Below are 12,870 nucleotides of genomic sequence, written 5' to 3'. Positions count from 1 at the left end.
TCTATGCGGTTCTTGTTCATCGGCTCGCGATTTACGCTTCACGCTTCCTTCCCACGCTCGGTCGCCCTCACGCAGCTGCGCTTCACTTTGCTCACTGTGACCAGCTCGCAGCGGGACTTGCACCCGCGGGTGTGCGCCCAGCATGGGCGCACAAACACAAAGCCCGCTGTGTTTCCACAGCGGGCTTTTCATCTCATCCAAGCTGGCTTACGCCAGCGTATAGATTAGAAGGTGTGGCGAATGGACAGGTCGAAGTTGGCCTTGGTGCTCTTGGCCTTGCCATAAGTACCGATCACGGCAGTGCGCTTGCTCAGGTTGTATTGAGCGCCCAAGCCCAGCTTGTTGGACTTGACCTTGGGGCCAGCAGCCAGTGCTTGGGTCTCAGAGCGGATGTAACCAGCGCTGAACACCGTAGCGCCCATGGGCACATTCACGCCGAATTGCAGGGCGGTGTACTTGTTAGCGGTGTTGGCAGCGGAACCGCCTTCGACGTTGTGGTAAGCCACCTTCAGATCGGCAACGCCGAAGTTGTAGCCGGCACCAATCACGTATGCGTCATCGTCGTAACGGTTTTGCATCAGACCGCCCATCACGGTCAGAGGACCGGCAGCGTACACAGCATTGGCGCTGAACAGCGCCTTGGTGCCGGCAGCAGCGCCGCCCAGCTGAGCTGCGGTTTGGTCTTTGAAGCCGTAGGTGACGCCAACGGTCAGGCCACCGAAGGAAGGCGAGTTGTAGTGAATGCCTTCCGAACGGCCCAGGTCAGCGAGGTCGGGACCGGTCGACACGTTGCCAGCGCCCGCAGCGACGGAAGCCGAACGCACGGTGCCCCAGGGGTCAGCCCAGTTGTTCACGTCGTTGTAGGCTTCAATTTCGCGGCCAAAACGGATGTTGCCGAAACCACCGCTCAGACCCACGGTCGAAGCGCCTTGGAAGGTACGGCGACCAGCGTTGGTGCCGTCGTTGTTACCGTTGGTGGGGTTGAAGCGCTGTTGCAACACGAAGTTGGCCTTCAGACCGCCGCCCAGATCTTCAGTACCGCTGAACACCAGGTTGTTCAGGCCGTTGCCAGCTTGGTTCAGCGTGGTGGTGCCTGCTGCGCCGTTGCGCACAATGCCCACATCCAACGAACCAGACAGGGTCACGGAAGACTGGGCGAAGGCGGCGCCGGTGGCGGCCACGGCGGCCAGAGCAATCAGAGTCTTTTTCATTGAGAGATTCTCCAAGGTTGAAAAAAGAGGCCGTGGGCATCAGCCCCAAGCCAACCTCCGTTTTGGGAAGTTGCTCTTATTGCACCAGAACCTGCCCGGTGACGCAAAACTTTCCCGGCTTTTGGGCACCGGGATGTTGTTTGAGTGCAACGACAAACAGGCACGAGTCACTCGCATCCGTTTCGTCGTTCATTTTCATCACCTTGAAGGTTGGCACTTGAAAAATCGACGGTACAACCTAAAATCAGCACTCGTTGGACTTGAGTGCTAACATCGCACCATCCCACTGGCACTGCCCCGGCAGCACACCGGTGTGGACTCCAGCTTTTACCCACTGTTGTTACACATTCAGGAGATTCCATGAAACTGCGTCCTCTCGCCGACCGCGTGATCGTCAAGCGTCTCGAACAAGAAACCAAGACCGCTTCGGGCATCGTGATCCCCGATAACGCCGCCGAGAAACCTGATCAAGGTGAAGTGCTGGCCGTCGGCCCGGGCAAGACCAACGACAAGGGCGAAACCAAGGCGCTGTCCGTGAAGGTCGGCGACCGCGTCCTGTTCGGCAAGTACAGCGGCCAGACCGTCAAGGTCGACGGCGACGAGCTGCTGGTCATGAAAGAAGACGACCTGTTCGCAGTCGTCGAGAAGTAATTCCCGCCCCACCTATCTCTCTATTTATCTAGGAGTCTGACAAATGGCAGCAAAAGACGTGATTTTTGGCGGCGAAGCCCGTGCCCGCATGGTTGAGGGTGTGAACATCCTGGCCAACGCTGTGAAAGTGACCTTGGGCCCCAAGGGCCGCAACGTGGTGCTGGAGCGCTCCTTCGGCGCCCCCACCGTGACCAAGGACGGTGTGTCCGTGGCCAAGGAAATCGAGCTGAAGGACAAGCTGCAGAACATGGGCGCCCAGATGGTCAAGGAAGTGGCTTCCAAGACTTCGGACAACGCAGGTGACGGCACCACCACCGCCACCGTGCTGGCCCAAGCCATCGTGCGCGAAGGCATGAAGTACGTGGCCGCCGGCATGAACCCGATGGATCTGAAGCGCGGCATCGACAAGGCTGTGGAAGCCCTGATCGCCGAGCTGAAGAAGGCCTCCAAGCCCACCACCACCTCCAAGGAAATCGCTCAAGTTGGCTCCATCTCCGCCAACAGCGACGCTTCCATCGGCGAAATCATCGCCAACGCGATGGACAAGGTCGGCAAGGAAGGCGTGATCACCGTGGAAGACGGCAAGTCGCTGCAAAACGAGCTGGATGTTGTTGAAGGCATGCAGTTCGACCGTGGCTACCTGTCGCCCTACTTCATCAACAACCCCGAAAAGCAAGCCGCGCTGCTGGACAATCCGTTCGTCCTGCTGTTCGACAAGAAGATCAGCAACATCCGTGACCTGCTGCCCACGCTGGAGCAAGTCGCCAAGGCCGGCCGCCCGCTGCTGATCATTGCCGAAGACGTCGAAGGCGAAGCCCTCGCCACCCTGGTGGTCAACACCATCCGTGGCATCCTGAAGGTCGTGGCAGTGAAGGCACCTGGCTTCGGCGACCGCCGCAAGGCCATGCTGGAAGACATCGCCATCCTGACGGGCGGCAAGGTCATCGCTGAAGAAGTGGGCCTGACCCTGGAAAAGGTCACCCTGGCCGACCTGGGCCAAGCCAAGCGCATCGAAGTGGGCAAGGAAAACACCACCATCATCGACGGCGCTGGCGCCGCCGCTGACATCGAAGCCCGCGTGAAGCAAGTGCGTATCCAGATCGAAGAAGCCACCAGCGACTACGACCGCGAGAAGCTGCAAGAGCGCGTGGCCAAACTGGCCGGCGGTGTGGCCGTGATCAAGGTGGGCGCCGCCACCGAAGTCGAGATGAAGGAAAAGAAGGCCCGCGTGGAAGACGCCCTGCACGCCACCCGCGCTGCGGTGGAAGAGGGCATTGTGGCCGGTGGTGGCGTGGCCCTGCTGCGCGCACGCCAAGCTGCTGGCGCCATCAAGGGTGACAACGCCGACCAGGACGCCGGCATCAAGCTGGTGCTGAAGGCCATCGAAGCCCCCCTGCGCGAAATCGTGGCCAACGCCGGTGGCGAGCCCTCGGTGGTGGTCAACGCCATCCTGGCTGGCAAGGGCAACTACGGCTTCAACGCCGCCAACGACACCTACGGCGACATGATCGAAATGGGCATTCTGGACCCGACCAAGGTGACCCGCACCGCGCTGCAGAACGCCGCTTCGGTGTCCAGCCTGATGCTGACCACCGAGTGCATGGTGGCCGAGTCGCCCAAGGACGACGCACCTGCCGGCGGCATGGGCGGCGGTATGGGTGGTATGGGCGACATGGGCGGCATGGGCATGTAAGTGCACCTAGTCTGAGGGCGCATGGCGGCGTTGCAGCCGCTTGCCGTGGCGATGCCACTGTCAGCGCGTCTGCGCCTTGCCCTGCACCCTCATGCTGCGTCGGCGTACATCACTGCACTCTGACGAACCCCAAAACAAAAAACCCCGCGAGGCAACTCGCGGGGTTTTTTGTTGGGGCGCCTTGTTCAAGCGGTCTGGTGACCGAGCTTGAACACACCAATGGCCTCCGCCAAGCCCGCAGCCTGTTGCTTGAGGCTTTCCGCTGCCGCCGCGCTCTCCTCCACCAAGGCGGCGTTCTGCTGGGTCATCTGGTCGAGCTGGCTGACCGCGACGTTGACCTGATCAATGCCTTCGGCCTGCTCGCGGGCCGCGTTGCTGATCTCACCGATGATGGTCTGCACATTGGCCACGTTCTGCACGATGGCACCCATCGCCGCGCCCGCGTCGTGCACTAGGCGGCTGCCGTCGTCCACCTTGCCCACGCTGTCGCCAATCAGGCGCTTGATTTCTTTGGCCGCTTCGGCCGAGCGCCCGGCCAGTGAGCGAACCTCAGAGGCCACCACCGCAAAACCCCGCCCCTGTTCGCCCGCGCGCGCGGCTTCAACCGCCGCATTCAGCGCCAGGATGTTGGTCTGGAAGGCGATGCCGTCGATCACGCCGATGATGTCCGAGATGCGCCGGGACGATGCGTTGATTTCGTCCATGGTCGTGACCATGCGCTGCATCACGTCGCCCCCTTGCTCGGCAGCGCCCGAAGCCGCCACCACCACCGACTGCGCCTGCTGCGCCGCATCGGCCGACTGGCGCACGGTGCTGGTGATTTCTTCCATGCTGGCGGCCGTTTCCTCCAGGTTGCTGGCCGCCTGCTCGGTGCGTTGGCTCAGGTCTTGGTTGCCACTGGCGATTTGCGCGCTCGCCGTGCCGATGCTGTCGATGGACGCGCGCACATGCCCGATCACCCGCACCAGCGAGTCGCTCATGGTGGCCAGGGCACGCATCATGTCGCCCACTTCGTCCCGCCCTCGCGCCAACACCGGCGTGCTCAGGTCGCCTGCCGCCACGCGGTTGGCCACCGCCACCGCCTCGTTGATGGGCGCCACCACCGAGCGGCTGATGATCACGGAAAGCGCCATGCCCACCCCGGTGAGCGCCAACATCAACACCAGGCTGATCCAGGTGGCGCGCTCGCCCGCTCGCGTGGCTGCGGCCTGTTGCTCGTGTGCGTCTTTCGATATCTGTTCAGACAGTTCCCGCACCAGACGTGGCGGATCGCGATCCACCCCTTGCACCGCTTTGTCACCCACCGCCGAATCAAAGTTAGCGGCCTGAAACGCGGCGTAGCCCTGCATGTAGCGGCTGGCCATGGTTTTGTGCGCCGCCAGGAACTGCCGGGCCAGCTCGCGGGCTTCGCCGTCAGGCAAAGTGTCCACCAGTTCGGTGGTGCGTTTGGCCACGGCAAATTCAATCTTGCCAAATGCCGACCAGTAGCGTTCCCGCTGCTGGGGGTCGCCGCCCCGCAGCAAGGTGTTTTTCCACTCCTGCACCTGGGTTTTGAACTGGCTGTCGATCTCGCGCGCGATGCGCTCGCGCTCCAGCGAAGCAGCCACCTCGGTGTTGAAGCGCGCCAGCGCGCCGTTGAGCGCGTAAACGCCGCCCAGCCCCGCCAGCAGCATCAGCAACAAAATGGCACCAAAGGCCAGGGGAAGTTTGAGCTTGAGCTTCATGGCTTGCGTCCTAGAACATGTGGCCACGGCCGGCCACACCTCAGACGCTACCCCACCCCGCTCAAAAGGTAAAGTTTGTTAAATGTTTGCGGTGAATCCGCCACAAAACATCAGAGGCTTTGGATCAAGGCGTCCAGCTTGCGCGCATCGGCGCAAAAGGCGCGTATGCCTTCGGCCAGTTTTTCGGTGGCCATGGCGTCCTCGTTGAGCGCAAAGCGGAAGCCCGCTTCGTCATAAGACACCGGCTCCAGCGGCAGTTCGCGCGCGGCGGTGGCATCCAGCACACGGGGCAACGGCGCGTTGTTGGCGGCCAACTCGGCCAGCAACTCGGGGCTGATGGTCAGAAGGTCACAACCTGCAAGTGCCTGGATCTGGCCCATGTTGCGGAAACTGGCGCCCATCACCTCGGTGGGAATGCCAAAACGTTTGTAGTACTCGAAAATGCCACGCACCGAACGCACACCGGGGTCGTTCACGCCAGACTGGGCGGCCTCGTCCCAGGCAGCGCCGGCCGACTTCTTGTACCAGTCGTAGATGCGGCCCACAAAGGGCGAGATCAGCTGCACCCGGGCCTGACCACAAGCCACGGCCTGCGCGAATGAAAACAGCAACGTGAGGTTGGTGCGTATGCCCTGGCGCTCCAGCGCAGCGGCGGCCTGTATGCCCTCCCAGGTGGCGGCCACCTTGATCAGCACCCGCTCTTTGGCCACCCCCTCGGCCTGGTACAGCGCGATCAGGCGTTGCGCGCGGGCCACGGTGGCGTCGGTGTCGAAACTCAGACGCGCGTCCACCTCGGTGGACACGCGGCCGGGCACCAGCGCCAATATCTCGCAGCCAAAACGCACCAGCAGCCGGTCCACCAACTCATCCAGAGCAGCACCTGAATGGGCGGCCACCGTCTGCGCCAACAGGGGTGCGTAGTCGGCTTTTTGCACCGCTTTCAGAATGAGGGACGGGTTGGTGGTCGCGTCTTGCGGCCGAAAGCTGCCCATCTGCTTGAAGTCGCCGGTGTCGGCCACCACGGTGGTGTGTTGCTTGAGTGCGTCGAGCTGGTTCATGGACGGGGATTATCGAATGAAATAAAGTTACGGTTTTGCCCGTCCATCGCACACCATGCTCGATCGCATCAAGGCCTCCCTGCCCTCCCTGGCGCCCGCTGAACAGCGCGTGGCCCAACTGGTGCTGAGCGACCCACGCCGCTTTGCCCAGTTGCCCGTGTCGGAGTTAGCAGCACGTGCCGAGGTCAGCAAACCCACTGTCATCCGCTTTTGCCGCAGCATGGGCTACGACGGCCTGAGCGATTTCAAGCTCAAACTGGTGGGCACGGTGAGCGAAGGCGTGCCCTTCATCCACCGCAGCGTGGACGTGGACGACAAAACCGGCGACGTGCTGGTCAAGGTGATCGACAACACCGTGGCCGCGTTTCTGAAGTACCGCAACGACGCATCCACCCACGCCGTCGAAAAAGCGGCCGACGCCCTGCTGGCCGCCTACCGCAAGGGCAAACGCATTGAGTTTTTTGGTGTGGGCAATTCAGGGGTGGTGGCGCAGGACGCGCAGCACAAGTTTTTCCGACTGGGCGTGCACACCGTGGCCCACAGCGACGGCCACATGCAGGTGATGAGCGCATCGCTGCTGGGGCCGGGCGACTGCGTGGTGGTGATCTCCAACTCAGGCCGCACACGCGACCTGATGGACGCCACCGACATCGCGCGCAAACACGGTGCCACCACCATCGTCATCACCGCAAGCGGCTCGCCCCTGGCCGCCGCCGGTCACATCCACCTGGCGGCCGACCACCCCGAAGGCTACGACCGCTACAGCCCCATGGTCTCGCGCCTGTTGCACCTGCTCATCATCGACGTGCTGGCCACCACGCTGGCGCTGCGCATCGGCGGCGCCAAGCTGCAACCGCTGCTCAGCGAGATGAAAAACAACCTGCGCAGCAAACGCTATACCTGACCTTAAAAGTGAATTCCCTGCATCATCTGCTGCAGGGCCGCAGCCTCCGGTGAAAGCTGCGGCTTGCCGCTCTTGTCGCCCTTGGCGGCGCTGGAGTCGGGGAACATGCGGAAGCTGGTGTTCATCACGATCTGAGCGATCCGTGGCACAAAGGCGTGCAGCACCTGACCCGTGATGCCCATGCGGGTGGCGATGCGCACCGGCTTGAAAATGCAGGCCTGGGCGATCAGGTCGGCCGCTTCTTCCGGCGCCAAGGTGGGCACGTTTTTGTAGATCTGCGTCGGCGCGATCATGGGCGTACGCACCAGCGGCATGTTGATGGTCGTGAACGAAATGCCCTGGTCGGCAAACTCACTGCTGGCGCAGCGCGTCCAGGCGTCGAGCGCGGCCTTGCTGGCCACGTAGGCGCTGAAACGGGGCGCGTTGGTCAGCACGCCAATGGAGCTGATGTTGACCACGTGCCCTTTGCGCTTGGCCACCATGCCGGGCAGCAAACCCATGGTCACGCGCAGACAGCCAAAGTAGTTGAGCTGCATGGTGCGCTCATAGTCATGGAAGCGGTCGTAGCTGCTTTCAATGGCACGGCGGATGGAGCGACCGGCGTTGTTGATTAGGAAATCCACGCCGCCGTGTTTTTCGATCAACAGTTGCACAAAGCGGTCGCAGTCGGCCATGTCAGCGATGTCGGCGGGGTAGGCCACGAACTGGTAGCCCTTGCCGCGTGCTTCCGCACAGGCCTCATCCAGCTTGTCCTGGTCGCGCCCACAAATGATGGTGGTGGCACCGGCCTCGGCAAACTTGTGCGCTGCTGCCAACCCGATGCCGGACGAGCCACCAGTGATGAGCACCACCTTGCCGCCCACCGTGCCCTTGAGGCTGCGGTCGATCTGCAGGTCCGGATCGAGGTGGCGCTCCCAGTAGTCCCACAGGCGCCAGGCGTAGTCCTTGAGGTTGGGGCAGGTCACGCCGCTGCCCTTGAGCGCGGCCGTGGTTTCGCGGCAATCAAAACGTGTGGGGTAGTTGACGAAGGTCAGCATGTCCTCGGGCAGGCCCAGGTCGGACATGACCGCGTTGCGGATGCGGCGCACCGGCGCCAGCGCCATGAGGCCTTTTTTCACGCTCTTGGGGATGAAGCCCAGCAACGCCGCGTTGACGAACAAATTCATGCGCGGCGCATGCGCGGCGCGGCTGAAGATGTCGAGCACGTCGCCCACGCGGTAGCCCACCGGGTCCACCAGGTGGAAACAGCGCCCGGCCACGTCCTTCTGGTGGCTGATGACGTTGAGGGCATCGACCACGAAGTCCACCGGCACGATATTGATGCGCCCACCTTCCAGCCCCACGCTGGGCATCCACGGCGGCAAAATCTGGCGCATGCGCTGGATCAGCTTGAAGAAGTAATACGGCCCGTCGATCTTGTCCATTTCGCCCGTGGTGCTGTCGCCCACCACCATGGCCGGGCGGTACACCGTCCATGCGCCCTTGCACTCCTGGCGCACGATTTTTTCGCTCTCGTGTTTGGTCATGAAGTAGGGGTGGTCGAGGTTCTCGGCCTCCTCGAACATGTCCTCGCGGAACACGCCCTCGTACAAGCCGGCCGCCGCAATGGACGACACATGGTGGAAGTGCCCGGCATCGATGGCCTTGGCCAACTCCACCGTGTGGCGCGTGCCGTCCACGTTCACCGCCACCTGGCTGTCCTCATCGGCGCTCAGGTCGTACACCGCCGCCAGATGGAAGAAGTGGTCCACCTGGCCCTTGAGTTTTTTGATGTCCTCGGCCGACACGCCCAGTTTGCGCGCCTTCAAATCACCCACCACCGGCACAGCGCGTGCCGCACTCACGCCCCAGTGGCTGCGCAATTCGGCCACTTTGCCCAGGCTCTCCTGGCGGATCAGGAAAGACACGGTGCTGCCCTTGCGCTCCAGCAGTTTCTTGACCAGGCGTTTGCCAATGAATCCTGTGGCTCCGGTGACGAAATAGTGCATGAGAAGTCTCCAATGAAGCGGGCATTGTCAACCGCCCGCGATACAGATGAATTCAGCACAAACCCGAGCCACGATTGGAGTCGCCGCCCCAGGGTTTTAGTTGCCCTTCCCTACACAATGGCTGCGCGGCTTCGTACAGTGCAGCCACTTACCCCCACCGGAGAACACAGCATGGTCAAGAAGCTTCAGAAAATCAGCGCCCAGAAAAAGGGCGGCACCGACGCCGCGCGTGGCCCCCTGGCCGGCGCCATCAAAGACTCGGCTCAGCAGATTTGGTTGGCCGGCCTGGGCGCTTTCTCCAAGGCCCAGGAAGAAGGCGGCAAGGTCTTCGACACCCTGGTGAAGGAGGGGCTGAGCATCCAGCGCAAAACCCAGTCGGTGGCCGAAGAGCGCATCAACGAAGCCACCAGCCGCATGAGCGACATGGCCAACGGCATCTCCTCCAAGGCCGTGGGCCAGTGGGACAAGCTGGAAAACATCTTTGAAGAGCGCGTGGCCAAGGCCCTGAACAAGCTGGGCGTGCCATCGGCCAAGGACGTGGACGCGCTGATCGCCCGCATCGACGAACTCAACCGCCACGTGCAACAGCTCAGCGGCAAGGGCAAGGCACCCACCAAAGCGAGCACCCAAGCCGCAGCCAAGGCTGCGCCGGCCAAAAAAGCTGCGGCCAAATCCGTGGTGAAGGCAACCGCCAAACCCGCTGCCAAAGCGGCCACCAAGCCAGCCCCCAAGGCCGCTGCCAAAGCCCCCGCACGCAAGGCCGCTGCCCGCAAGAGCGCAGCGCCGGCCCCTGCACCGGCTGCCGACGCCACCGCCTGATCGGGCGCGTGCAGCGTGACACACAAGGGGCGTTGAACGCCCCTTTTTTGCGCCCGCTTCACTTGCTGCAATGCAGCAAGTGAAGCCCTACCAGCGATCTACACTTGACCCTATGAGCCGTTCCGCACCGACCGCGCCACAACGCCCCCACAAGCGCCCCTCCAAGCCACCCCGCGTGGCGCTGGCGCTGGCCGGCGGGGGGCCACTGGGAGCGACCTTCGAGATCGGGGCCTTGTGCGCGCTGGCCGATGCACTGGAAGGGCTCGACCTCACCGGGTGCGATCACTACGTGGGCGTGTCGGCCGGTGGTTTTGTGGCGGCGGCTTTGGCCAACGGCATCACGCCCCGTGCGTTGTGCGCTGCCTTCATCGAAGGGCAAGGCGAGGACGCACAAGGCTTCAATCCCAACGACCTCATGCAACCGGCCTACGCCGAAATGGCGCGCCGCGTGGCGTCCCTCCCGGGCCTGCTGCTGGGGGCATCGTGGGACCTGGTGCAGGGCAAGCCCTTGAGCCGCGCCCTGGAGCGCCTGGGCCCGGCCCTGCCCACCGGCCTGCTTGACAACGAAGCGGTGCACCGCCAACTGCAACACCTGTTTGAGCAACCGGGCCGCAGCAACGACTTCCGCCAGCTGCACACCCGCCTGACGCTGGTGGCCACCCACCTCAACAGTGGCCAGGCCACGCCCTTTGGCCGCCCAGGCTGGGACCACGTGCCCATATCGCGCGCGGTGCAGGCCAGCGCAGCGCTGCCCGGTCTGTTCCCACCGGTGGCCATTGACGGTGAACACTACGTCGATGGCGCACTCAAAAAAACCGTGCACGCGACGGTGGCGCTGGACGAAGGCATGGACCTGCTGATCTGCCTGAACCCCCTGGTGCCTTTCGACGCCTCACGCCCCCAGCGGCGGCTGAGCCCGCGCATTCCCTCGCTGGTCGAAGGCGGGTTGCCGGCCGTGATGAGCCAGACCTTCCGCGCCCTGATCCACTCGCGCATGGCGCTGGGCTTCAAGCACTACGAGCGGCTCTACCCCCACACCGACATCCTGCTCATCGAGCCCGAGCCGCACGACGCTGAACTGTTCTTTGCCAACACCTTCAGCTACCACCAGCGCCGCGAGATGGCCGAACACGTTTACCAGCAAACCCTGCAATGGCTGCGCCAGCGCCGGGCCAGCCTTCGACCGCAACTGGCTCGCCATGGCATCAGCTTGCGCGATGCGGTGCTCGACGATCCGCAGCGCCACCTGCTGGCGCCGGCGCACCCACGCCACCGCTTGGGCCAGGCCCTGGCGCGCCTGCAGGACACGGTGGACGAACTGCAGCACACCCTGCGCCAGCGCGAAGCCCTGGCCTGAACCCCATGGTCAAAAAAGCACCACGCCGCACCGCCGAACGCATTCTGGAGGTGACGCTGGACCTGTTCAACCGCTTCGGTGAACCCAACGTCTCCACCACCCTGATTTCTTCGGAGCTGGGCATCAGCCCGGGCAACCTGTACTACCACTACCCCGCCAAGGACGAGCTGATCAACTCCTTGTTCGACCGGTTCGACAAGTCACTCAACGAGCTGCTCAACGCAGCCGACGACGTGCGCAACGTGGAGGATGCCTGGTTCTTCATGCACACCTTGTTCGAACGCATCTGGCAGTACCGTTTTTTGTACCGCGACCTCAACGACCTCTTGAGCAAAAACCACCGGCTGGAAACCCGCTTCCAGGCCGTGCTCAAAAACAAGTCGCGTGCGGTGCGAGCCCTGCTGGCCGGCATGGTGCGTGGCGGCGCGGTGCACATCGACGGACGCGAGATCACCCCCACCGCCCACAGCATGGTGGTGGTGCTGACGTACTGGCTCAGCTACGAATACGTGCGCGACCCGCGCCATGCGCTGGAGCCGGGCAATGCAGAGCAGGCCCTGCTGCGCGGTGCGCACCACACGCTGCACCTGCTGGCACCGTACCTGGAACCCGGCCAGCGCACCCACCTGTTGGGCTTGGCGGGCGCCTACGACAACGACTTCTGACACGACCCACGAGGAGACCAGCCATGGCCAAATGGACCGCCTTCCCCCACACCGGCGACTACAGCTGGGACACCACCAGCGTGAAAAAGCAGTGGGCACGACTGCACCGGGGCGACTGCGAACCCCTGCCCAAAGACGCCACCGTGCTGGCCGCCTGGGTGCTGTTCCACAACGGCGAGTTCCAGAAAGCCGCCGAAGCCGGGGCCAAAGCCGGTGGCGCGGGCATCACCGTGGCCAACAAGGCCACCGCCATTTACGCCAACTACCTCGAAGCCAAGGAAAAAACCAAACTTGACCTGTTCATGCAGATCGCCGAGCAGGCCGAAGCCCAGCAGGCCACTGAACCGAACAACCCCAACGCCTGGTATTGGCAGGCCTACGCCCTGGGCCGCTACAGCCAGGGCATCAGCGTGGCCAAGGCACTGGCCCAAGGCCTGGGCGGCAAGGTCAAGGCCGCACTGGAGCGGGCCATCGCGCTGGAGCCCAAACACGCCGACGCCCACATCGGCCTGGGCACCTTCCATGCCGAGGTGATCGACAAGGTGGGCAGCCTGATCGGCGGCATGACCTACGGGGCCAAGAAGGACACGGGGCTCAAACTGTTCCAGGCCGCCATCAAGCTCAACCCCACCTCGGCCATCGCGATGGTGGAATACGCCAACGGCCTGGTGATGCTGGAGGGCGACAAGAAGATGAAGGAAGCGACGAAGCTGTACGAACAGGCCGCCGCCTGCGAGCCGCTGGACGCCATGGAGCGACTGGACGTGGACATGGCTCGCGAGGAGCTGGATGACGAGTGA

At 63.4% G+C, this 12,870-nt stretch carries 11 protein-coding genes; 7 read left to right on the top strand and 4 right to left on the bottom strand.

Annotated elements, in window-relative coordinates:
- Positions 1-224 precede the first annotated feature (224 nt).
- Entirely contained in the window at positions 225-1,211 is a 987-nt protein-coding gene (locus ACFQU0_RS08880; RefSeq protein WP_382199878.1) for a porin, read from the bottom strand.
- 360 nt (positions 1,212-1,571) lie between these two features.
- Between ACFQU0_RS08880 and groES the strand changes: the two genes are divergently transcribed.
- On the top strand, positions 1,572-1,862 hold the full coding sequence (gene groES / locus ACFQU0_RS08875; RefSeq protein WP_342130091.1) for a co-chaperone GroES: 291 nt from the start codon (positions 1,572-1,574) through the stop codon (positions 1,860-1,862).
- Between the two features lie 43 nt (positions 1,863-1,905).
- On the top strand, positions 1,906-3,555 hold the full coding sequence (groL, locus tag ACFQU0_RS08870) for a chaperonin GroEL (RefSeq protein ID WP_382199875.1): 1,650 nt from the start codon (positions 1,906-1,908) through the stop codon (positions 3,553-3,555).
- Positions 3,556-3,740: 185 nt separating this feature from the next.
- On the opposite strand, the gene ACFQU0_RS08865 is transcribed toward groL, so the two are convergent.
- Together ACFQU0_RS08865 and tal are read right to left on the bottom strand one after the other, a co-directional pair.
- Positions 3,741-5,279, bottom strand: a complete 1,539-nt coding sequence (locus ACFQU0_RS08865) for a methyl-accepting chemotaxis protein (protein WP_382199873.1) — start codon at positions 5,277-5,279, stop codon at positions 3,741-3,743.
- 110 nt (positions 5,280-5,389) lie between these two features.
- On the bottom strand, positions 5,390-6,337 hold the full coding sequence (tal, locus tag ACFQU0_RS08860) for a transaldolase (RefSeq protein WP_382199872.1): 948 nt from the start codon (positions 6,335-6,337) through the stop codon (positions 5,390-5,392).
- Between the two features lie 55 nt (positions 6,338-6,392).
- Between tal and ACFQU0_RS08855 the strand changes: the two genes are divergently transcribed.
- Positions 6,393-7,241, top strand: coding sequence for a MurR/RpiR family transcriptional regulator (locus ACFQU0_RS08855; RefSeq protein ID WP_382199870.1), 849 nt, complete (start codon positions 6,393-6,395; stop codon positions 7,239-7,241).
- Positions 7,242-7,243: 2 nt separating this feature from the next.
- Here the strand turns inward: ACFQU0_RS08855 and ACFQU0_RS08850 are convergent, their stop codons facing one another.
- Positions 7,244-9,229 carry an SDR family oxidoreductase gene (locus ACFQU0_RS08850; RefSeq protein WP_382199868.1) on the bottom strand — a complete coding sequence of 662 codons (1,986 nt, stop codon included), beginning with the start codon at positions 9,227-9,229 and terminating at the stop codon, positions 7,244-7,246.
- 171 nt (positions 9,230-9,400) lie between these two features.
- Here ACFQU0_RS08850 and ACFQU0_RS08845 point away from each other — a divergent pair, with 171 nt between their 5' ends.
- The 4 genes from ACFQU0_RS08845 to ACFQU0_RS08830 all read left to right on the top strand — a co-directional run bounded on the left by ACFQU0_RS08845 (position 9,401) and on the right by ACFQU0_RS08830 (position 12,870).
- Positions 9,401-10,048 (top strand): phasin family protein, encoded by a 648-nt coding sequence (locus tag ACFQU0_RS08845; RefSeq protein ID WP_382199866.1) that lies wholly within the window; start codon positions 9,401-9,403, stop codon positions 10,046-10,048.
- A 112-nt stretch (positions 10,049-10,160) separates the two neighbouring features.
- Positions 10,161-11,405, top strand: coding sequence for a patatin-like phospholipase family protein (locus tag ACFQU0_RS08840; RefSeq protein WP_382199864.1), 1,245 nt, complete (start codon positions 10,161-10,163; stop codon positions 11,403-11,405).
- Between the two features lie 5 nt (positions 11,406-11,410).
- A complete protein-coding gene (locus ACFQU0_RS08835; RefSeq protein ID WP_382199862.1) occupies positions 11,411-12,070 on the top strand; it encodes a TetR/AcrR family transcriptional regulator in 660 nt (219 codons plus the stop codon).
- A gap of 23 nt (positions 12,071-12,093) precedes the next feature.
- Positions 12,094-12,870 (top strand): tetratricopeptide repeat protein, encoded by a 777-nt coding sequence (locus tag ACFQU0_RS08830; RefSeq protein WP_382199860.1) that lies wholly within the window; start codon positions 12,094-12,096, stop codon positions 12,868-12,870.

The sequence above is a fragment of the Hydrogenophaga defluvii genome (assembly GCF_042665235.1).
In the GTDB taxonomy this organism is placed as follows: domain Bacteria; phylum Pseudomonadota; class Gammaproteobacteria; order Burkholderiales; family Burkholderiaceae_C; genus Hydrogenophaga; species Hydrogenophaga defluvii_A.
Note: the sequence above shows the minus strand (reverse complement) of the source record. Positions and strands in the feature narration are given on the sequence as shown.